21 protein-coding genes are annotated in these 19,344 nt (G+C 69.2%); 14 read left to right on the top strand and 7 right to left on the bottom strand.

Features of this window, described 5'->3' with window-relative positions; genetic code table 11:
• Positions 1-4: 4 nt before the first annotated feature.
• Complete coding sequence (locus ACFMQL_RS13725) at positions 5-529, bottom strand: YbaK/EbsC family protein (protein WP_364064579.1); 525 nt, start codon at positions 527-529, stop codon at positions 5-7.
• Between the two features lie 154 nt (positions 530-683).
• Between ACFMQL_RS13725 and ACFMQL_RS13720 the strand changes: the two genes are divergently transcribed.
• A complete protein-coding gene (locus tag ACFMQL_RS13720; RefSeq protein WP_364064758.1) occupies positions 684-2,084 on the top strand; it encodes a CCA tRNA nucleotidyltransferase in 1,401 nt (466 codons plus the stop codon).
• Here the strand turns inward: ACFMQL_RS13720 and ACFMQL_RS13715 are convergent.
• Complete coding sequence (locus ACFMQL_RS13715; protein ID WP_364064577.1) at positions 2,061-3,347, bottom strand: MFS transporter; 1,287 nt, start codon at positions 3,345-3,347, stop codon at positions 2,061-2,063. The two genes, ACFMQL_RS13720 and ACFMQL_RS13715, sit on opposite strands and share 24 nt — an antisense overlap.
• Positions 3,348-3,425: 78 nt before the next feature.
• Here ACFMQL_RS13715 and idi point away from each other — a divergent pair, with 78 nt between their 5' ends.
• Positions 3,426-4,010, top strand: a complete 585-nt coding sequence (idi, locus tag ACFMQL_RS13710) for an isopentenyl-diphosphate Delta-isomerase (RefSeq protein ID WP_364064575.1) — start codon at positions 3,426-3,428, stop codon at positions 4,008-4,010.
• A 125-nt stretch (positions 4,011-4,135) separates the two neighbouring features.
• Here idi and ACFMQL_RS13705 read toward each other — a convergent pair whose 3' ends face one another.
• A complete protein-coding gene (locus tag ACFMQL_RS13705) occupies positions 4,136-5,215 on the bottom strand; it encodes an inositol-3-phosphate synthase (protein WP_378785837.1) in 1,080 nt (359 codons plus the stop codon).
• Between the two features lie 13 nt (positions 5,216-5,228).
• Complete coding sequence (locus ACFMQL_RS13700) at positions 5,229-5,819, bottom strand: PadR family transcriptional regulator (protein ID WP_364064570.1); 591 nt, start codon at positions 5,817-5,819, stop codon at positions 5,229-5,231.
• Between the two features lie 132 nt (positions 5,820-5,951).
• Here ACFMQL_RS13700 and ACFMQL_RS13695 point away from each other — a divergent pair, with 132 nt between their 5' ends.
• The 4 genes from ACFMQL_RS13695 (at position 5,952) to ACFMQL_RS13680 (ending at position 11,611) form a co-directional block, all read left to right on the top strand.
• Entirely contained in the window at positions 5,952-6,338 is a 387-nt protein-coding gene (locus tag ACFMQL_RS13695) for a DUF5318 family protein (protein ID WP_364064568.1), read from the top strand.
• Between the two features lie 232 nt (positions 6,339-6,570).
• Positions 6,571-9,213, top strand: a complete 2,643-nt coding sequence (locus tag ACFMQL_RS13690; protein ID WP_364064566.1) for a transglycosylase domain-containing protein — start codon at positions 6,571-6,573, stop codon at positions 9,211-9,213.
• An 8-nt stretch (positions 9,214-9,221) separates the two neighbouring features.
• Positions 9,222-10,550 (top strand): glycosyltransferase 87 family protein, encoded by a 1,329-nt coding sequence (locus ACFMQL_RS13685; RefSeq protein WP_364064563.1) that lies wholly within the window; start codon positions 9,222-9,224, stop codon positions 10,548-10,550.
• Complete coding sequence (locus ACFMQL_RS13680) at positions 10,547-11,611, top strand: mannosyltransferase family protein (RefSeq protein WP_364064561.1); 1,065 nt, start codon at positions 10,547-10,549, stop codon at positions 11,609-11,611. Before ACFMQL_RS13685 ends, ACFMQL_RS13680 begins: the two co-directional genes overlap by 4 nt.
• A 90-nt stretch (positions 11,612-11,701) precedes the next feature.
• On the opposite strand, the gene ACFMQL_RS13675 is transcribed toward ACFMQL_RS13680, so the two are convergent.
• Positions 11,702-12,445 carry a deoxyribonuclease IV gene (locus ACFMQL_RS13675; RefSeq protein WP_364064559.1) on the bottom strand — a complete coding sequence of 248 codons (744 nt, stop codon included), beginning with the start codon at positions 12,443-12,445 and terminating at the stop codon, positions 11,702-11,704.
• 94 nt (positions 12,446-12,539) lie between these two features.
• Between ACFMQL_RS13675 and ACFMQL_RS13670 the strand changes: the two genes are divergently transcribed.
• Positions 12,540-12,716 carry a hypothetical protein gene (locus ACFMQL_RS13670; RefSeq protein WP_364064556.1) on the top strand — a complete coding sequence of 59 codons (177 nt, stop codon included), beginning with the start codon at positions 12,540-12,542 and terminating at the stop codon, positions 12,714-12,716.
• A 101-nt stretch (positions 12,717-12,817) separates the two neighbouring features.
• Here the strand turns inward: ACFMQL_RS13670 and ACFMQL_RS13665 are convergent, their stop codons facing one another.
• A complete protein-coding gene (locus ACFMQL_RS13665) occupies positions 12,818-13,135 on the bottom strand; it encodes a hypothetical protein (RefSeq protein WP_364064554.1) in 318 nt (105 codons plus the stop codon).
• Between the two features lie 191 nt (positions 13,136-13,326).
• On the opposite strand from ACFMQL_RS13665, the gene rpsF reads away from it, so the two are divergent.
• From rpsF to ACFMQL_RS13630, 7 genes are all read left to right on the top strand, one after another.
• Positions 13,327-13,617 (top strand): 30S ribosomal protein S6, encoded by a 291-nt coding sequence (rpsF, locus tag ACFMQL_RS13660; RefSeq protein WP_364064552.1) that lies wholly within the window; start codon positions 13,327-13,329, stop codon positions 13,615-13,617.
• A 79-nt stretch (positions 13,618-13,696) separates the two neighbouring features.
• Entirely contained in the window at positions 13,697-14,236 is a 540-nt protein-coding gene (locus ACFMQL_RS13655) for a single-stranded DNA-binding protein (protein ID WP_364064549.1), read from the top strand.
• 62 nt (positions 14,237-14,298) lie between these two features.
• Entirely contained in the window at positions 14,299-14,535 is a 237-nt protein-coding gene (rpsR, locus tag ACFMQL_RS13650) for a 30S ribosomal protein S18 (protein WP_020543048.1), read from the top strand.
• Between the two features lie 15 nt (positions 14,536-14,550).
• Positions 14,551-14,997: a 50S ribosomal protein L9 gene (gene rplI / locus ACFMQL_RS13645; RefSeq protein ID WP_364064547.1), complete on the top strand. Its 447-nt coding sequence runs from the start codon at positions 14,551-14,553 to the stop codon at positions 14,995-14,997.
• A 439-nt stretch (positions 14,998-15,436) separates the two neighbouring features.
• Positions 15,437-16,297, top strand: a complete 861-nt coding sequence (locus tag ACFMQL_RS13640) for an ABC transporter substrate-binding protein (RefSeq protein ID WP_364064544.1) — start codon at positions 15,437-15,439, stop codon at positions 16,295-16,297.
• Complete coding sequence (locus ACFMQL_RS13635; protein ID WP_364064541.1) at positions 16,294-17,133, top strand: amino acid ABC transporter permease; 840 nt, start codon at positions 16,294-16,296, stop codon at positions 17,131-17,133. The genes ACFMQL_RS13640 and ACFMQL_RS13635 overlap by 4 nt, the downstream gene beginning before the upstream one ends.
• On the top strand, positions 17,130-17,873 hold the full coding sequence (locus tag ACFMQL_RS13630) for an amino acid ABC transporter ATP-binding protein (protein WP_364064538.1): 744 nt from the start codon (positions 17,130-17,132) through the stop codon (positions 17,871-17,873). The genes ACFMQL_RS13635 and ACFMQL_RS13630 overlap by 4 nt, the downstream gene beginning before the upstream one ends.
• Here ACFMQL_RS13630 and ACFMQL_RS13625 read toward each other — a convergent pair.
• Entirely contained in the window at positions 17,870-19,270 is a 1,401-nt protein-coding gene (locus tag ACFMQL_RS13625; RefSeq protein ID WP_378785836.1) for an APC family permease, read from the bottom strand. The genes ACFMQL_RS13630 and ACFMQL_RS13625 overlap by 4 nt on opposite strands.
• Positions 19,271-19,344 lie beyond the last annotated feature (74 nt).

The following is a 19,344-nucleotide window of genomic DNA, read 5'->3' as shown; positions in this document are numbered from 1 at the left end:
GGGCTCAGTGCCGTCCCGCGACCGCCGCACGCGGTCCTCGGTGGCGCGCGCCCCGTAGATCCACCATCTTTCCCGGCAGGACGGCCAGCAGGTCGAGCGCCCTCATGGCGAGCGCGGTATGCCGCTCACCGGTGGGCGTGTAAAGGAGCTCACGATCCTCGCGGATCCGGTCGTCGATGAGCATCGGCAGCGAGGCGGGCAGCAGCAGCGGGCACACGAGCCCGTGCGCGTAGTCGGTGGCGGCGTTGACCACGTGGGCGGGCGCGGGACGCACCTGGCGGGCGCCGAGCAGACCGCCGACCACGCCGGGTCTCGGCGGCGCGGAGACGGGGGTGGTGACGGCGATGACGACCTCGCTGCCGACCCTGGTCGTGACCTCGAGCACGGTGACCATCAGGCAGCGCCCGGCCGCCGCGTAGACCGTCTCCGGCAGCTCTTCGGCGCAAGTCATGGGACGCGGAAGGCGTACGATCTCATGATGGACCTGGTGTGCGAGGAGCCAGCGGTGGAGCGCGAGGGCGTCCTTCATATAGTCCTCCTTGCCTGGTTCACGTGCCCCCGACGGTCCCAAGACCGACGGTAACCCGGACCTGGTGTGGCTCGGGGGATATGTTCCGGAAGCGCACAAGAAGGCCGATCTCAGTTTGTCCGACGCAACTCTGACCGAAAGCCAGCAGCAGGCCATGAACGACCTGTTCCGCAAGATCGCCCCCGTGGCCGACGAGCTCGGCCGCCTGTTCGCCGCCCAGGGCCACGAGCTCGCCCTCGTCGGCGGGCCCGTACGCGACCTTTTGCTCGGGCGCAGCGGCAACGACCTCGACCTGACCACCGACGCGCGCCCTGAGCGGGTGCTGGAGATCGTCAGAGACTGGGCCGACGCCGTGTGGACGATCGGTATCGAGTTCGGCACGGTAGGCCTGCGCAAGGGCAACCGGCTGATCGAGATCACGACGTACCGCAGCGAGTCCTACGACCCCAAGTCGCGCAAGCCCGACGTCATCTACGGCGACACCCTCGAAGGGGACTTGGAGCGGCGCGACTTCGCGGTCAACGCGATGGCGGTGCGGCTGCCGTCGCACGAGTTCGTCGACCCCTTCGGCGGCATGCACGACCTGCGGGCGCGCCTGCTGCGCACGCCGGGCACCCCGGAGCAGTCGTTCGGCGACGACCCGCTGCGCATGCTGCGCGCGGCCAGGTTCAGCTCCCAGCTCGGCTTCACCGTCGATCGTGCGGCGGTGGCGGCGATGACCGCGATGGCCGACCGCATCGAGATCGTCTCGGCCGAGCGCATCCGCGACGAGCTCGACAAGCTGATTCTCGGCGCCCGCCCGCGCGACGGCCTGCGCCTGCTGGTCGACACCGGGCTGGCCGCCCACGTGCTGCCCGAGCTGCCCAAGCTGCGGCTGGAGATCGACGAGCATCACCGGCACAAGGACGTCTACGAGCACACACTGACCGTGCTCGACCAGGCCATCGCGCAGGAGGAGGACGGCCCCGACCGCATCCTGCGCTGGGCGGCGCTCATGCACGACGTCGGCAAGCCCAAGACGCGCCGCCACGAGCCGGGCGGGCGGGTGTCGTTCCACCACCACGAGGTGGTCGGGGCGCAGATGACGAAGAAGCGCCTGACCGAGCTGCGCTTTCCGAAGGACGTCGTCGCCGACGTCTCCCGCCTGGTGGAGCTGCACCTGCGCTTTCACGGCTACGGCACGGGGGAGTGGACCGACAGCGCCGTGCGCCGCTACGTCCGCGACGCCGGCCACCTGCTCACCCGGCTGCACAAGCTGACCAGGGCCGACTGCACCACCCGCAACAAGCGCAAGGCGGCGGCGCTCTCGCGCACCTACGACCACCTGGAGGAGCGCATCGCCAGGCTGGCCGAGGAGGAGGAGCTGGCCAAGATCCGCCCCGAGCTCGACGGCAACGAGATCCAGCGGGTGCTCGGCATCGGGCCGGGCCCGGTGGTGGGCAAGGCCTACAAGTTCCTGCTCGACCTCAGGCTCGACAAGGGCGTGATCGGCAAGGAGGCCGCCACCGAGGCGCTGCTGGAGTGGGCGCGGTCAACCGACCTCGGAGCGCGCTGACGCGGTGACCATCCGGTAGGCGAGCGCCGCCAGCGGGTAGCCGAGCGAGATGATCGCGACGGCGGCGTACGACTTGCCGTCCGGCGGCAGGATCGCCGCCGACAGGGCCGCGGCGAGCACGTACATGCCGTTGAAGAGCATGTCGTAGATGGAGAAGGCGCGGCCCCTGTAGATGTCCTCCACGTCGCGCTGGACGGTGGTGTCGGCGCAGATCTTCACGCTCTGCCCGGCCAGCCCCAGCACGAACCCGGCGATCGGCAGCCCCCACTCCTGGAACGGCAGCACCAGCGCCGCGGTCAGCACCCCGGCCGAGACCAGCGCGATCTGCACCCAGCGCTCGATGCCGAACCACTCGGTCGTGTACGGCGTGACGACGACCGCGATCGCGGTGCCGACGCCGGCGGCGACCACCACCAGGCTGATCCCGCGCAGCGCGGCCTCGGCGTCGCCGTCGGTGAAGTAGTAGCGGTAGAGGATGATGCCGAGCGCGGTGCACATGCCGAACAGGAAGCGGTGTGTGGCCATCGCGCCCAGCGTCGCGGCGGCCACCCGGTGGTGCAGCAGGTGGCGGGCGCCGTCGATGAGGCCGGTGACGACGTTACGCAGCTCCTGGCGGGCCTGCGGCCGGTCGGGGTCGGGCCACGGGCCGAGCAGGTCGCGGTCCATCGTCCGCGCGACCAGGGCGCTCAGCGCGAACACCACGCCGGAGGTGACGAGCAGCAGCGCCACGCCCTTGTCATCGCCGCCGAAGATCTCGCGCAGCAGGAAACCGACGCCCGCGCCGACGAACGTGACGACCGTGCCCGAGGTGGGGACGACCGCGTTGGCCGAGATCAGCCGCTCCGGCGGCACCACGTGCGGCAGCGACGCGCCGAGCGCGGCCAGGAAGAACCGGTTGACTCCGAGCACGGCCAGCGCGGCCGCGTAGAAGGCGGGGTCGGGCACGTCGGAGGCCACCAGGGCGGCGGCGACGAGCAGCAGCGCGCCGCGCACGAACGGCGCCACCATGAGGATCTGCCGCCGCGACCACCGGTCGATGAAGACGCCGACGAAGGGTCCGAGCACGCTGTACGGCAGCAGCAGCACCGCCAGCCCGGCCGCCACCTCGATGGCGGTCGTCTGGTTCTCGGGGCTGAAGAAGGCGAACCCGGTCACCCCGAACTGGAAGATGCCGTCGGAGAACTGCGAGACCAGCCGGGTGCCGAACAGCCGCCTGAAGTCCCTGCCCCGCAGAACCGTGCGGAGATCGGCGACGAAAGACACGCCGTCAGCCTAGCCCGCGCCTGCCGGCCGGGTTTATGGGGTTCCAAGTGGTACTCATGATCACGTACGCTTCAAAGCGTGACGAGCGAGGAACACGTCGTGCTGGTCGACCGCGACGGTCACGCGCTGGGCACCGCGCCCAAGTCGTCGGTGCACGGCCGCGAGACCCCCCTGCATCTTGCCTTCTCCAGCTACGTCTTCGACTCGGACGGCCGGGTGCTGCTCACCAGGAGGGCCGATCACAAGCTGACCTGGCCCAGCGTCTGGACCAACAGCTGCTGCGGCCATCCCCTGCCGGGCGAGCCGCTCGACCGCGCGGTGGTGCGCCGGCTGTCGTACGAGCTGGGCCTGGTCGTCGAGAGCGCAGACCTCATGCTGCCCTCCTTCTCCTACCGGGCGGTGATGGCCAACGGCATCGTCGAGCACGAGCTCTGCCCGGTCTACCGGGTCACGGTCGACGCGCCCGTCACGCCGAACCCCGACGAGGTGGGGGAGACGTGCTGGATGCCGTGGAAGGAGTTCGCCGAGGGCGCCCAGAACGGCCTGCTGGCGATCTCGCCGTGGTGCAGGGAGCAGGTGCCGCTGCTGGTGGAGCTGGGCGCCGACCCGCTCGCCTGGCAGCCGGCCAGCCCTGAGGGCCTGCCGCCCGCCGCCAGGGGCTGAGCACGCGGCAGTCAAGCCGATCGGGCCTGAATGCCCGGGTGGCGCCGCGGGCCGGGGCCGTACATGGAGCGGCGCCGCGCCCCTCGATGTGAGGGGTCACGGCGCCGTCGGGAGCGTGTGACGGGTCAGCGCTCGACCTCGCCCCTGATGAACTTCTCGACGTACTCGCGGGCCTCGTCGTCGGAGTACTGCTGCGGCGGCGACTTCATGAAGTAGGAGGACGCCGACAAGATCGGACCGCCGATGCCCCGGTCGAGGGCGATCTTGGCGGCGCGCACGGCGTCGATGATGATGCCGGCGGAGTTCGGGGAGTCCCAGACCTCCAGCTTGTACTCCAGGTTGAGCGGCGTGTCGCCGAAGGAGCGGCCCTCCAGACGGACGTAGGCCCACTTGCGGTCGTCCAGCCACGGCACGTGGTCGGACGGGCCGATGTGGACGTCGGCCTTGGCCATCTCGTGCGGGATCTGCGAGGTGACCGACTGCGTCTTGGAGATCTTCTTCGACTGGAGGCGGGTGCGCTCCAGCATGTTCATGAAGTCCATGTTGCCGCCGAAGTTGAGCTGGTACGTGCGCAGCAGCTCGACCCCGCGGTCCTCGAAGAGCTTGGCCAGCACGCGGTGCGTGATGGTGGCGCCGACCTGCGACTTGATGTCGTCGCCGACGATCGGCACGCCCGCCTCGGTGAACTTCTCCGCCCACTCGGGGTCGGAGGCGATGAAGACCGGCAGCGCGTTGACGAAGGCCACCCCGGCGTCGATGGCGCACTGCGCGTAGAAGCGGTCGGCCTCCTCGGAGCCCACCGGCAGGTACGACACCAGCACGTCGACCTTGTTGTCGCGCAACACCTGGACCACGTCCACCGGGTCCTCGTCGGACTCCTCGATGATCTCGCGGTAGTACTCGCCAAGGCCGTCGAAGGTGTGACCGCGCTGCACGGTGACCCCGGTCGGGGGCACGTCACAGATCTTGATCGTGTTGTTCTCGCTCGCGACGATCGCCTCGGACAGGTCGCGGCCGACCTTCTTGGCGTCCACGTCGAACGCGGCGACGAACTCGATGTCACCCACGTGGTAGTCGCCGAACTTCACGTGCATCAGGCCCGGGACTCGCGTGCCCGGATCCGCGTCCTTGTAGTAGTGAACGCCCTGGACCAGTGACGACGCGCAGTTGCCGACGCCGACAATGGCCACGCGAACCGAACCCATCGCACTCGCTCCCTTACTCATCAGTTGACGTGGTATCTCTCTCGGGCCCGCCTTCCGACGAGGCCCGACGCTCAGTTGCGATCAGCTCGTTCAGCCAGCGCACCTCGCGCTCGACGGACTCGAGTCCGTGGCGTTGCAGCTCGAGCGTGTAGCTGTCGAGTCGCTCCCTGGTGCGTGCCAGCGCGGTGCGCACCGCGTCGAGTCGCTCCAAAAGACGGCTGCGACGGCCTTCGAGAATGCGCAGGCGCACCTCGGCCTCCGTGTGCCGGAAGAACGCGAAGTGCACGCCGAAGCTCTCGTCCTCCCAGGCGGACGGCCCGGCTTGGGTGAGCAGCTCCTGCAGCCGTTCCTTGCCCTCGGCCGTCAGCTTGTAGACGATCTTCGATCTGCCGCCGACGATCGTGGAAGGAGCCGGCTGCTCCTCGGCGATGAGGCCCTGAGCGAGAAGCGATCGCAGACAGGGGTACAGCGACCCGTAGGAGAACGCACGGAACATCCCCAGCAGGGCGTTGAGCCGTTTGCGCAGCTCGTAGCCGTGGAGCGGCGTCTCGTGCAGCGACCCGAGCACGGCCAGTTCCAGCACCCTGCCCTGTCCGCTGGCCACTGGAACCGCCCCCTCTCGCGTCGATGTATCGAGCCGATACATCACGAGGATACGTCGCGGCGCTATATCGCGGCAATCGGCGAATCGCCAAGTCGTTGGGATCAAGCTCGGAAACGCCGTAGTGTGGCGCTCATGCGGTCGCAGAGAGGGGTGGTGGATTACGGCCTGGCGAAAAGGGCGGTGGTCCGCTCCCTTCGCGCCGGCCGGTCGTCGCGCCGCGACGTCTGTGACGCGCAGCCCTACCTCCTTCGCGCCGCCCGCCACTTCGGCGAGCCGACCGAACGCCCCTGCCCGGTCTGCGAGAGCAGGAACGTCACCGAGGTGACCTTCGTCTATGGCGATGCGCTCGGACGGCATGCCGGTCAGGCAAAGGTCGCGGCAGAACTCGCCGCAATGGCCCATGATTACGATGAGTTCCGGGCGTACGTTGTCGAGGTCTGCCAAGGTTGTTCCTGGAATCACCTGACGGTTTCGTACGTCCTCGGGAACGGACCGCCTGACCTCGTCGATCAAGCGTGAAACCCGAGGGCGGCGAGCAGCCTCACGCCCGACCGCCGTTTTGTTCCGAACAAGGTTGCGAGGACGTGTGAGTAACAGCATGAATGAGGGGACGGCACGCCCGGGAAGGCGCCGTCGCTCCAGCTCATCCCGTTCTGTGCCCCCGGGTTCTCCTCCGCAAACCGGCGAGCCGGGTTGGAGTGCTGCGCAGCAGCCGCGTCGTCCTGAAGCCGCCTATGAGCAGACCGGCGCCATGGCCGCGCCGTCGTTCGACGACGACCCTCCGCCACCCAGACGGGCGAGGGCCGATTACGCCCGTGAGCGTGGTGAGCGCCCCCAGCGGGGCGGATATGAACGGCGTGGCGACTATGCGCACGCGCGCGGCGACGAACGGCGTGGCGACTACGCGCACGCGCGCGGCGACGAACGGCGCGGCGACTACGCGCACGCGCGCGGCGACTTCGCGCAGGAGCGCGGCGACCGGCCGCCGGCGCGTTCCCGCGCCCGCCACGACACGCGCGCGGCGAGCCACGAGGAGACGATCGTCAGCGACGGCCCCCGGCGCTCGCGCCGCCGCGGCTCCTCCGGCCCGCCGTCGGAGCCGCCCGAGCCGCCGGTCAAAAGAGGCGGCGGCGGTCGCGGCGGCTGGCGCAGGTTCCTGCCGAGCTGGAAGATGGTCGTGGCCGGCGTCGTGGTGCTCGCGGCCGGCGTCTTCGGCATGATCATGGTGGCGTACGCCAACACGCCCGTGCCCGACGAGGCTCAGGCCCAGGCGATCGCCGAGCAGAGCACCATCTACTACCGCGACGGCAAGAGGCCGATCGCCACGCTCGGCTTCAAGCGTGAGAGCGTCCCGATCACCGAGATGGCCGACACCGTCAAGGACGCCGCCATCGCGATCGAGAACAAGACGTTCTGGGAAGACTCCGGCATCTCCATCACCGGCATGATCCGCTCGCTGTGGAGCACGGTCAGCGGCCAGCAGCTCCAGGGCGCCTCGACGATCACCCAGCAGATGGCCCGTAACTACTACGACGGCCTCAGCCAGGAAGTGTCGATCAAGCGTAAGGTCATGGAGATCATGGTCGCGGTCAAGCTCGACGAGGAGCTGACCAAGGAACAGATCCTCCAGAACTACCTCAACACCATCAACTTCGGCCGCGCCTACGGCGTCGAGGCCGCCGCGAAGGCGTACTTCCCCGGCAAGAACGTCCACGCCAAGAACCTCACCCCCGAGCAGGGCGCCTACCTCGCCGCGCGCATCCAGCGGCCGAGCTGGGACCACGACGCGCCCGCGCTCAAGGCGCGCTGGAAGACCGTCATCCAGTACATGGCGGAGCAGTGGCCCGAGAAGTACGGGAACCTGCCGAAGACCGCGAAGTTCCCCAAGACCCGGGCGAAGGTGTCCGACAACGAGATGGGCGGGCTCAGGGGCTACATGGTCGAGCAGGTGCTGAAGGAGCTCGAGGGCCGCGGCCTGACCCGCGACAAGGTCAGGAGCGGTGGCTTCAAGATCATCTCCACCTTCGACAGAAAGCTCATGCTGCATGCGAAGACCGCGGTCAAGGAGACGATGAAGGCCTACAACATGTCCACGGAGTTCCACGCCGGCCTGGCCGCGGTGAACCCGAAGAACGGACGCGTGCTGGCCTTCTACGGTGGCGACGACTTCGTCACCGACCCGTGGAACGAGCCCTTCCAGTCGACCAAGCAGGCCGCGTCGGCGTTCAAGCCGTACGTGCTGGCGGCCTGGCTGCAGGCGGGCTACTCGCTCAAGAGCTACGTGCCGGGCAACGAGACGGTGCCCAAGGAACTGCCGGGCCAGCAAGTGGGCGGCTTCAGGAACAGCCACAACGTGGGCACCGCCGTCGATGTGATCAAGGCCACGGCGCAGTCGGTGAACACGGCGTACGTGTCGATGGCCTACGCGCTGCCCAACAAGCTCGACGACGTCAAGAACCTCGTCAAGGAAGCCGGCTTCAACGAAAAGCGCATGGATCAGGACGTCGAGGAGCACCAGTACCAGTTCGCCATCGGCAGCGCTCTGGTGACGCCGGTGGAGCAGGCGGCCGGCTACTCCATCTTCGCCAACGGCGGCAAGTACACCCCCTACCACGTGGTGCAGCAGGTCAAGGACCGCGACGGCAAGGTCGTCTACCCTGAGATGGCCCCGAGCAAGCGGGTCATCGACGAGGACGTCGCCGCGGACGCGACGGTCGCCATGCAGGAGGTGCTCAAGTCCGGCACCGCCGCCGGCAAGGGCCTCGGCGCCCGCCCGGCGGCCGGCAAGACCGGCACCAACAACGACGAGAAGGAAGCCTGGTTCGTCGGCTACACGCCGCAGATCTCCACGGCGGTCGGCTTCTACCGCGAGCAGTGCGTGACGAAGACCGGCAAGGTCGTCCCGCCCGAGCACTCCAACTGCCCGATCTACCGCAAGGGCAGCAAGAAGTACGGCCCGAACAACCCGTACACCAGGGTCAAGGAGGTCTCCCTGGGCTTCGAAGGCGCGGGCCCGCCCACGATCGTCTGGCAGAAGTTCATGCAGCTCGCCCACGAGGGCCTGCCGATCGAGAAGTTCCCCGAGCGGGCCGAGGTCGGCACGCCGGAGAACATCGTGCCGAGCCCGACGCCCACGCCGACCCCGACGCCCGAGGCCGACGACGAGCCGCTCGACACCGGCGACCCGTTCGGCGACCAGAACCAGGACTGCCTGGTCAACTGCGACGTCGACGAGGGCCCGACCCTCCCCGAGGGCGACGTCGACACCGGGATGGACGACAGCGACCAGCTCGGCCTGCCCGACAGCGACGTGGACACCGCAGGGGGCGGGGCGGTGCCGCACGCCAGGCCGAGCGGCGCCCGGCCCGCACCCGCCAGGCACGAGGACCAGTGACGCGGCCGGTGACGCAGCCAGCGACCGAGGCACGCGCCCCGTGGGTGGCGCGTGCCGTGCCGTACCTGCCCCTGGGGCTCATCGCGGCCCTGGGGGCGAGCCTCGCGTACGTGGTGCGCCTGCCGTGCCGTACGGGCGGCTGGAACGACCAGGTCACCACGTACACGAACTTCTGCTACACCGACATCTACCCCCTGTACTTCGACCGCGCCCTCGACAGGGAGAACCCCTACTTCGCCGCGGTGCCGTTCGACAAGCAGGTCGAATACCCGGTGGTGCTGGGCGAGGTCATGCAGGTCATGAGCTGGATCGCCCGCGCGCTGTCCCCCGACACGGTCACCCAGGCGGTGCGCTTCTACGACCTGACCGTGATCCTGCTCGGCCTCTGCCTGGTGGGCGGGGTGCTGCTCATGGCGGCGGTGGCCGGCCCGCTCAGGCGCTGGGACCCCCTCTGGTACGCGATCTCCCCGGCCGTGGTGCTGGCCGCGTACATCAACTGGGACCTGGTCGCCGGCGTGCTGTCCATGGGCATGCTGCTGGCGTGGAAGCGCGAGCGGCAGGTGCTCGCCGGCGTGCTGCTCGGGCTCGCGATCGCGACGAAGTTCTATCCGCTGATGTTCGTCGGCGCGCTGTTCCTGCTGGCGTGGCGCTCCGGCCGATGGCGGCCGTTCCTGGAGACGCTGGGCGCGGCGGCGGCGGCCTGGCTCCTCGTCAACCTGCCCTTCATGATCTTCGCGTGGGACGGCTGGCGCCGCTTCTACGTCTTCTCCCAGGAGCGCGGGGTCGACTGGGGCTCGCCGTGGCTGTTCTTCCAGACCAAGGGCTGGCCGATCCTCGGCGATACCGACGTGAGCACGCTCGGCATGCTCTCCCTGGCCATTCTGTGCCTGGGCATCGCGGTGCTGACGCTGGCCGCGCCGCGCCGGCCCCGGCTGGCTCAGATCTGCTTCCTCGCGCTGGCCGCGTTCATGATGACCAACAAGGTCTGGTCGCCGCAGTTCGTGCTGTGGCTGGTGCCGTTCGCGGTGCTGGCCAGGCCCAACTGGAAGCCGCTCGCGCTGTGGCAGCTCGCCGAGGTGTGGTACTTCGTGGCGATCTGGCTCTACCTGCTCTCGCAGCCGCCGCTGGGGCGTGAGGACCTGGGCATCGGCGACGACACGTACTTCACCGCCGTGTGGGGGCGGATCATCACCATCGCCATCATGATGGCGTTCGTCGTGCGCGACATTCTCAAGCCCGACAAGGACGTGGTGCGCGCGGCGGGAGCCGACGACCAGACGGGCGGCGTGTTCGACGGCGCCCCTGACCGGTTCACCTTGGCGTCCCTGGTCAGATGATCACGCGGTCTGCCGCACGGGACGCGCTGCTGCTCTGGTTCGGCTCGCGTGCCGGGCTGCTGGTGGCCACCCTGCTCGGCACCACCCTGGCCGGATACGCCGACAAGTGGCGCAAGTGGGACACCACGCTGTTCGTCACCATCGCCGAGTACGGCTACGACGGCGAGCCCGGCAGGCCGCCCGACGACGGCCTGCCCGCGTTCTTCCCCGGGCTGCCGATGGCGCTGCGGCTGGTGCACCTCGTCGTGCCCGACTGGGCGGCGGCCGGGCTGCTGGTCTCGCTGGTCTCCGGCGCGGTCGCCATGGTGGCGCTGGCCCGGCTCGCCGAGGTCGAGGGCGCCCCTGGGTGGATGGCGGTGCTGGGACTGCTGGCCTTCCCCATGGCGGTGTTCCTGGCCGCCGGCTACAGCGAGTCGCTCTTCCTGGCCTTCGCGATCCCGGCCTGGCTGGCCGCCCGCCAGGGCCGCTGGCCGGCGGCGGCACTGCTGGCGGCGGGCGCGTCGTGCGTGCGCATCACCGGGTTGTTCCTCGCCGTGGCGCTCGTCGTGGAGTACGTGGTGCGCAGGGAGCCGGTGCGCCGGGCCGCCTGGCTGGCGGTGCCGTTCCTGCCGCTGGCGGCGTACTCGTTCTACCAGTACCGCAGGACCGGCGACTGGCTGGCGTGGAAGCACGCGCAGGAGGCCGGCTGGGGGCGCGACTTCGCCTGGCCGTGGGAGGCGTGGCGGACGACCTGGCGCTCGGCGATGGGCTCCGACGACTTCGCGGTGGCGTTCCGCATGGAGATCGCCGGAGCCGTGGTGGTCGTGGCCGCGCTCATCTGGCTGCTCGTGCTGCGCAGGTGGAGCGAGGCGGTGTACGCGGGCGGGCAGGCGGCGGCGCTGATGACGTCGGCGTACTACCTGTCGATCCCGCGCTCGCTGCTGCTGTGGTTCCCGCTGTGGGTGCTGCTCGCCCGGGTGTCGGCCCGCCGCCCCTGGCTGATGGCGCTCTACGTGTTGATCTCTGGGCCGTTGATGCTGGTCAACACGGCCAGATTCCTCAGCGGCGCGTGGGCGGGCTGATCTTCTTACCCACTTTCTTCTCTGGGTAATCCAGGGAAGTTATCCACAGCCTGTGTGTATTCGCTGAAGGTTTTTCCTCAGGAACGTTCGCTAGAGGTTCTTCCTCAGGAACGCGATGTCCTCGGCCTGGCCCTCGCGCGGCGTCTCCACCACGATCGGCGCGCCCGCCGCCCGGCACACCGCCAGGATCAGCTCGGGGTCGATCTTGCCCTGGCCGATGTTGGCGTGGCGGTCCGCGCCGGAGCCGAAGTCGTCGCGCGAGTCGTTGCAGTGGACGAGGTCGATGCGGCCGGTGATGGCCTTGACCCGCTCGACCACGTCGACCAGCTCCTCGCCGCCCGCGTGCGCGTGGCAGGTGTCGAGGCAGAAGCCCACGTCGAACCCGTCGAGCGCGTCCCACAGCCGCGCGATGCGCTCCAGCTTGCGCGCCATCGCGTTGCCGCCGCCCGCGGTGTTCTCGATCAGCACGGGGATCGGGCACTCCATGCGCTCGAACACCTTGCGCCAGTTGTCGAAGCCCGCCTGCGGGTCGTCGTTCTTGTTGACGTGGCCGCCGTGCACGACCAGGCCCTTGGCGCCGAGGCTCGCCGCCGCCTTGAGGTGCTGCTCCAGCAGCTTGCGGCTGGGGATCCTGATGCGGTTGTTGGTCGTCGCCACGTTGATCAGGTACGGGGCGTGGATGTAGATGTCGACGCCCTCGACCGGCTTGGCGGGCAGCACCGGCTTGTCGTAGCCCTGCGGGTCGCCGAGGAAGAACTGCACCACCTCGGCCCCCACCTCGGCGCCCCTGGCGGCGGGATCGTCCTGATCGACGTGAGCTCCGATTCGCACCATGCGGTAAGGCTATCCGCCGCCCGAGCGGGAGGCGGCCGGGTTTGGCCGGTGTGCCCCAGGGCAGCCGGGAGGCCCCCGACACGAGGAGTCCCCCATGAGCCGCTGGCGCTTACGCGCGCTGATCGTCGCCGTCTACGTCGTCGTCGGCCTTTACGTCGCCTGGGTCCACGACTACATTACGCCGGGACTGCTGAGGGACGTCGCCGAGGCGCTGCTCGCGGTCTTCCTGTGGTTCCTGGTGCTCCTCGGCATCGACCTGCACATCGGTTGATCTCGGCCGTTTCCCTACAGAGCAGATCGTTTCTCTACAGAGCAGATACGGAACGGCCCCGGAGCGCGTACGCCCGGGGCCGTCCGCTCGTGCGCGCGGGGTCAGGGGTTCGGGAGGAAGCCGCCGTGAGCGATGCCGAGCGCGGCTCCCACGAACGACCCGACGAGACCCACCACGTTGAGCGAGCGCTGCGGCGTGGTCGCCGAGATGTACTGCGAGTACAGGCCCACGCCGAAACCGAGCGTGCCGAACCACGACGAGATCACGTGCGCCGAGGGCCAGAACGTCGCGACGAATGCCACCACGCCGCACACGAGCGTGATGATCGCGAAGGTGTTCTCGGCGCGATGCGGACGTCCGTCGGTGTTGAGCGTGAACCTGAAGCGCTCCCTGTCGGAGGGCTGAAGCACTTGTGGCACAGCCACCACCCCCTTGGTTTCCATAGGGCCTTCCCATCGAGCAGCGGCTGGTAACCTGGGGCACGCTGCGCTGCGACGGGTGACTCGTCGCCCCGGGGTGCCGAAAGGGGCCCGCCGGGCTCAGGCGTCAGCGTCCTCCTGTCACGGCAGAGCGTCGTGACCGCAAAAGTCCAGAGGAGGTAGGAGTCCGCATGCGTCGTTACGAAGTAATGGTCATCCTGGACCCTTCGCTCGATGAGCGCACCGTCGCTCCGTCCCTCGACCAGTTCCTCTCCGTGGTCCGCAACGACGGCGGCACCGTGGAGAAGGTCGACGTGTGGGGTCGCCGCCGGCTCGCGTACGACATCGACAAGAAGTCCGAGGGCATTTACGCCGTCATCGACCTGTCCGCGAACCCCGCGACGGTCAAGGAGCTCGACCGCCAGCTCAACCTCAACGAGGGTGTCCTGCGCACCAAGGTCCTGCGTCCGGACGTGCACTAACCTCCGGTTTTTTGTCGGGGAAGCCCCGTACTCTGAGCCGTAACCCAAGCGAAGGCGTGCAGGAAGGCGAGCGCTAGCCATGGCAGCAGGCGACACCGTAATCACCATCGTCGGCAACCTCGTCGACGACCCGGAGCTGCGCTTCACCCCGACGGGGCAAGCGGTGGCTCGATTCCGCATCGCGTCCACTCCGCGGTACATGGATCGGCAGACCAACGAGTGGAAGGATGGCGAAAGCCTCTTTCTGACCTGCAACGTCTGGCGGCAGGCGGCGGAGAACGTCGCCGAGAGCCTTCAGCGCGGCATGCGGGTCATCGTGCAGGGGCGGCTCAAGCAACGGTCCTACGAGACCAAGGAAGGCGAGAAGCGCACGGTCTACGAGGTCGAGGTCGACGAGGTCGGCCCGTCCCTGCGTAACGCGACCGCCAAGGTCAACCGCACCTCCCGTCAGGGCGGCGGCGGCTTCGGCGGCGGTCCGGTCGATGACCCCTGGGCCTCCGCGACGCCCGCCCCGCCTCAGGGCGGCGGCTACCAGGGCGGTGGCGGCGGCTTCGGCGGCCCGCAGGGCGGCGGTGGCTTCGGCGGCGGCAACGACTTCAGCGACGAACCGCCTTTCTAAACCTGTCCACAAGCCCGAGTCCATTCCCGCTTTGACGGCGGGGCTCTGAAAGGAGCACCACGATGGCTAAGCCGGCACTGCGCAAGCCGAAGAAGAAGGTTTGCCTGTTCTGCCACGACAAGATCTCCTACGTCGACTACAAGGACACGGCCCTGCTGCGGAAGTTCATCTCCGACCGCGGCAAGATCCGTGCGCGCCGGGTGACGGGCAACTGCACCCAGCACCAGCGCGACGTGGCGACGGCGATCAAGAATGCCCGTGAGGTGGCCCTGCTGCCTTACACGAGCACGGCGCGCTAAGGGAGGTTCGTCGACATGAAGCTCATCCTCACCAACGAGGTCTCCGGCCTCGGCACCCCCGGCGACGTCGTGGAGGTCAAGGACGGCTACGGCCGTAACTACCTCATCCCGCGCGGCTACGCCATGCGCTGGACGCGCGGCGCCGAGAAGCAGATCGAGGCCATCCGCAAGGCGCGCGACGCGCGCGAGATCCGCGACCTCGGCACCGCCAAGGAGGTCGCCGGCCAGCTCGGCGCGCTGCGCGTGCGCCTGGCCACCCGTGCCGGTGAGTCGGGCCGGCTGTTCGGCTCGGTCACCTCGGGCGACATCGTCGAGGCCGTCAAGGCCGCCGGCGGTCCCGAGCTCGACCGCCGCCGCATCGAGATCCCCAACCCGATCAAGAGCGTCGGCTCCCACCGGGTGACGGTCAAGCTCCACCCGGAGGTCTCCGCGTCGGTCGACGTCGAGGTCGTCGCGGGCTGACCTTCAGCAAGCAGCGGGCCCCCTTCTCAGGGGGCCCTTCTGTTTTCCCACCCTTCTTCGTACGAACGGCTCCCGCCCCGCACCACTCGCCCCCGCGCCACTCGCCCCCGCGCCACTCGCCCCCGCACCACTCGCCCCCGCACCACTCGGCCCCGCGCCGGTCTTACCGCGCCGCTCGATCTCCGCGCGCTGGCCCGGCCGCTTTGAGGCCCGGCCCACGCCACCTCGCGCCACCTCACGTCACCCGCGATCCTGCGTGTCACGTTCGCGATGCCGTGCGTCACCCCCGATGCCGCGGGGTCCGGTCTTGTGCCGGTCGGCTGCGGGGCGGTGGGGTGCCGGGATTGGGGTGGTGGGCGGCACCCTGGGGGCGGATTTCCGATACGAGCAGCGTAGAATCGCCTCGATCTTTCGCACGTTCCCCCTGGAGGCAGAGGCCATGGCCCGTCCCTCGATGCTGCTCGCACTCGGAGCACTGGCGGCGGCGACCGTCGCGTGCGCCCCGGTCGACGACACGGCGAGCGTCGCGGCCCCCACCACCTCCACCGCGTGCACCAAGGACCAGCTCGCGCTGAAGACGCCGGGCAAGCTCACCATCGGCACCGACAAGCCCGCCTATGAGCCGTGGTTCAAGGACGACGACCCGAGCAACGGGCAGGGCTTCGAGAGCGCGGTCGCGTTCGCGGTGGCGGGGGAGCTGGGCTTCGACCGCGACGAGGTGCAGTGGACGACGGTCAAGTTCGACAACGCGTACGCGCCGGGCGAGAAGACCTTCGACTTCGACATCAACCAGGTCTCGATCACCCCGGAGCGGGCCCAGGCGGTCGACTTCAGTAAGGGCTACTACACGGTCAAGCAGGCCGTGGTGGCGGCCGAGGACGGCAAGTTCGCCAAGGCGAAGAGCCTGGCCGAGCTGAAGGACGCGAAGATCGGCGTACAGGTCGGGACGACCTCGTTCAACGCGGTCAAGAACGTCATCAAGCCGTCCGCGGACCCGAACGTCTACAACGACCAGATCGACGTCGTGAACGCGCTGAAGAACAAGCAGGTGGACGCGGTCGTGGTGGACCTGCCGACGGCGTTCTACGTCACCGCCGCGCAGGTGGAGAACTCCACGATCGTCGGCCAGTTCGGCTCGTCGGGCGACACGCCTGAGGAGTTCGGCCTGGTCATGGCCAAGGGCAGCGCGCTCAAGCCGTGCGTGGACAAGGCCATCGACGCGCTGAAGTCCAAGGGCGACCTGGCCAAGATCGAGGAGCAGTGGCTGGGCTCGGCGGCGGGCGCGCCCGAGCTGAAATGAGCGAGTGGGTCAAGTCTGAGCGGCAGGTCGAGCGGGAGCGTGTCCGCAGGTCGCACGGCCGCCGCTCGGCCTCGATCGCGACGGCGTCGACGGTCGTCTTCCTGGTGCTGGTGGTCTGGGGCGTCACCAGCTCGCCCGGCTGGCCGGCCGTGCGCAGGACGTTCTTCGACGGTGAGCAGTTCGTCGCGGCGATACCCGACGTGCTGAGCGGGTTCGTGCTCAACATCAAGATCTTCCTGATCGCCGAGGTGCTGGTCCTGGTGATCGGGCTCCTGGTCGCGCTGGCCAGGGGCATCACCGCGCCCGCGTTCTTCCCGATCAGGATGCTGGCCACGCTCTACACCGACGTGTTCAGGGGCGTGCCGACGATCCTCGTCATCTACCTGATCGGGTTCGGACTGCCGGCGCTGCGGCTGCAGGGCATCCCGACGGACCTCGCGACGCTGGGCATCATCGCGCTGACGCTCTCGTACGGCGCGTACGTGGCCGAGGTGTTCAGGGCGGGCATCGAGTCGGTGCACCCGAGCCAGATCGCGGCGGCGCGCTCGCTGGGGCTGAGCCACGCCAAGACGATGAGGTTCGTGGTCGTGCCGCAGGCCACCCGCCGGGTCATCCCGCCGCTGCTCAACGACTTCGCCTCGTTGCAGAAGGACTCGGCGCTGGTGGCCACGATCGGGCCGCTGGAGGCGCTCAGGCAGGCGCAGATCCACAGCGCCCAGAGCTTCAACTACACGCCCTACCTGGTGGCGGCCCTGCTGTTCATCCTGCTCACGATCCCCATGGCCAGGTTCACCGACCATCTGGCCGCACGCACCCGCAGGAGGCGCGGCGCATGAGCGTCCTGACGATCGAGGGCGTGTGGAAGCACTTCCGCGGCAACAGCGTGCTGCGTGGCATCGACCTGGAGGTGGCGCCGCACGAGGTGGTGAGCCTCATCGGCGCGTCCGGTTCCGGCAAGTCCACGCTGCTGCGCTGCATCAACCTGCTGGAGACGGTGGACGACGGCGCCATCTACCTCGACGGCGACGAGATCACCGACCCCCGGGTGGACGCCGACCAGGTGCGCAAGCGGCTCGGCATGGTGTTCCAGGCGTTCAACCTGTTCCCGCACATGACCGTGCTCGACAACGTCACGCTCGCGCCCCGGCAGGTGCACGGCGTGGCCAAGGCGCAGGCCGAGGAGCAGGCGCATGAGCTGCTGAAACGCTTCGGGCTGGCCGACAAGGCCCGCGCCTACCCCGACCAGCTCTCCGGCGGCCAGCAGCAGCGTGTGGCCATCATCAGGGCGCTGGCCACGCAGCCCAGGCTGATGCTGCTCGACGAGGTCACCTCGGCGCTCGACCCGCAGCTCGTGGTCGAGGTGCTGGGGATCATCAGGGAGCTCAAGGAGTCGGGCATGACGATGATCCTCACGACGCACGAGATGTCGTTCTGCCGGGACATCTCCGACACCGTGTGCTTCCTGGACGGCGGCGTGCTCCTGGAGAAGGGCCCGCCGGAGAAGATCTTCAGCGAGCCCGAGCATCCGCGGACGCGCGAGTTCCTGCGCAGCGTGCTGGAGTCGGGCCGGTTCTAGCGGCGGTGGCGGCCGCCGTGGGCGGGCCTCAACGGCTCGGTGCGCGGGCGGGCGAGGAGGCTGTTGCGGCGGCCGTACACGAGGTAGACGAGCAGGCCGAAGGCCATCCACAGCACGAACCACGCCCAGGTGAGCAGGCGCAGGTTGACCATCAGCCAGAGCGTGGCGAACAGCGACAGCGCGGGCAGCAGCGGCGCGAGCGGCACCCGGAAGCCGCGCTCCAGGTCCGGCATGCGGCGGCGCATCACGATCACGCCGGCCGCCACGAATGCGAACGCGAACAGCGTCCCCATCACCACGAGCTCGCGCAGCGGCACCACGGGGACGAACTCCGCCAGCACGATCGCGATGAGCCCGATGACCAGCGTCACCCGTGACGGCGTGTGGTAGCGGCGGCTGACCTTGGCCAGCCCGCGCGGGATCAGCCCGTCGCGCGCCATCGAGAACAGCACCCGCGTCTGTCCCACGATCAGCACGAGGATCACGGTGGTGAGCCCGAGCACCGCTCCCGCGTCGATGACGTGGGCCATCCAGCCGAGCCCCGCCGCCTGGAACGCGCTGGCCAGCGGCGCCTCCTCGGAGATCTTGGTGTACGGCACCATGCCGACCATGACCAGGCCGACCGCGATGTAGATGACGGTGGTGATGACCAGGCTGCGGATCATGCCTTTGGGCACGGCCTCGCGCGGGTTCACGGTCTCCTCGGCCGAGGTGGCGACGATGTCGAACCCGACGTACGCGAACGCGATCGCCGAGGCCGCGGCGAAGATGCCGAACCAGCCGAACGCCTGCCCCTCCCCGATGAGGGTCTCCAGCACGGTGGCGGGCGGGGTGTCGAGGGTCTTGGGCGGTACGACGAAGCCGCCGAAGTTGGCCGGGTCGATGTGCGGCAGGCCGACGGCGATGACCGCGCCGATGGCCAGCAGCTTCGCCGCCACCATGATCCACAGTGCCCGCAGCCCCACCCGCGCCCCCAGCGCCACAATGCCGGTGAGCAGCACGAGGATGACGAACACGAGGATGTCCTGGACCAGCTCGGCGTTCGGGACGCGGATGCCGAAGTTGCCGATCGCGCCGACCGCGATCGCGCCCCACGCCCTGGCCACCAGCGCGGCGGCGAGCTGTAGCTCCAGGATCAGCGCCCAGCCGATGATCCACGCCCAGACCTCGCCGAAGATGACGTACGTGAACGTGTAGGCGCTGCCCGACGTCGGCATCGTCGAGGCCAGCTCCGCGTAGCACAGGCAGGCCAGCATGCAGGCGATGCCGGCGATCATGAAGGACAGGATCACGCCGGGGCCCGCCGTGGTCGCGGCCTGCTCACCGGCGATGCTGAAGATGCCCGCGCCGATCATCACGCCGAGTCCGAGCACGACCAGGTCGGCCGGCCGGTACACCTCGGCAAGGCTGTGCCGGGCGCCCGTACGCAGTCCGGTGGCCTCAGAAGGCGGCAGTCTTCGCAGAATCGTGG

The organism is Nonomuraea fastidiosa (assembly GCF_042751225.1).
GTDB classification, from domain to species: domain Bacteria; phylum Actinomycetota; class Actinomycetes; order Streptosporangiales; family Streptosporangiaceae; genus Nonomuraea; species Nonomuraea fastidiosa.
This window is presented reverse-complemented; position numbering and strand designations above follow the sequence as displayed.

Coding starts and splice junctions, on each gene's coding strand:
- ACFMQL_RS13640 (WP_364064544.1), top strand. CDS start 15,437: ATGGCCCGTCCCTCGATGCTGCTCGCACTCGGAGCACTGGCGGCGGCG.
- ACFMQL_RS13670 (WP_364064556.1), top strand. CDS start 12,540: ATGAGCCGCTGGCGCTTACGCGCGCTGATCGTCGCCGTCTACGTCGTC.
- ACFMQL_RS13630 (WP_364064538.1), top strand. CDS start 17,130: ATGAGCGTCCTGACGATCGAGGGCGTGTGGAAGCACTTCCGCGGCAAC.
- ACFMQL_RS13695 (WP_364064568.1), top strand. CDS start 5,952: ATGCGGTCGCAGAGAGGGGTGGTGGATTACGGCCTGGCGAAAAGGGCG.
- ACFMQL_RS13690 (WP_364064566.1), top strand. CDS start 6,571: ATGGCCGCGCCGTCGTTCGACGACGACCCTCCGCCACCCAGACGGGCG.
- ACFMQL_RS13655 (WP_364064549.1), top strand. CDS start 13,697: ATGGCAGCAGGCGACACCGTAATCACCATCGTCGGCAACCTCGTCGAC.
- rplI (WP_364064547.1), top strand. CDS start 14,551: ATGAAGCTCATCCTCACCAACGAGGTCTCCGGCCTCGGCACCCCCGGC.
- ACFMQL_RS13705 (WP_378785837.1), bottom strand. CDS start 5,215: ATGGGTTCGGTTCGCGTGGCCATTGTCGGCGTCGGCAACTGCGCGTCG.
- ACFMQL_RS13635 (WP_364064541.1), top strand. CDS start 16,294: ATGAGCGAGTGGGTCAAGTCTGAGCGGCAGGTCGAGCGGGAGCGTGTC.
- ACFMQL_RS13680 (WP_364064561.1), top strand. CDS start 10,547: ATGATCACGCGGTCTGCCGCACGGGACGCGCTGCTGCTCTGGTTCGGC.
- rpsR (WP_020543048.1), top strand. CDS start 14,299: ATGGCTAAGCCGGCACTGCGCAAGCCGAAGAAGAAGGTTTGCCTGTTC.
- rpsF (WP_364064552.1), top strand. CDS start 13,327: ATGCGTCGTTACGAAGTAATGGTCATCCTGGACCCTTCGCTCGATGAG.
- ACFMQL_RS13675 (WP_364064559.1), bottom strand. CDS start 12,445: ATGGTGCGAATCGGAGCTCACGTCGATCAGGACGATCCCGCCGCCAGG.
- ACFMQL_RS13720 (WP_364064758.1), top strand. CDS start 684: ATGAACGACCTGTTCCGCAAGATCGCCCCCGTGGCCGACGAGCTCGGC.
- ACFMQL_RS13725 (WP_364064579.1), bottom strand. CDS start 529: ATGAAGGACGCCCTCGCGCTCCACCGCTGGCTCCTCGCACACCAGGTC.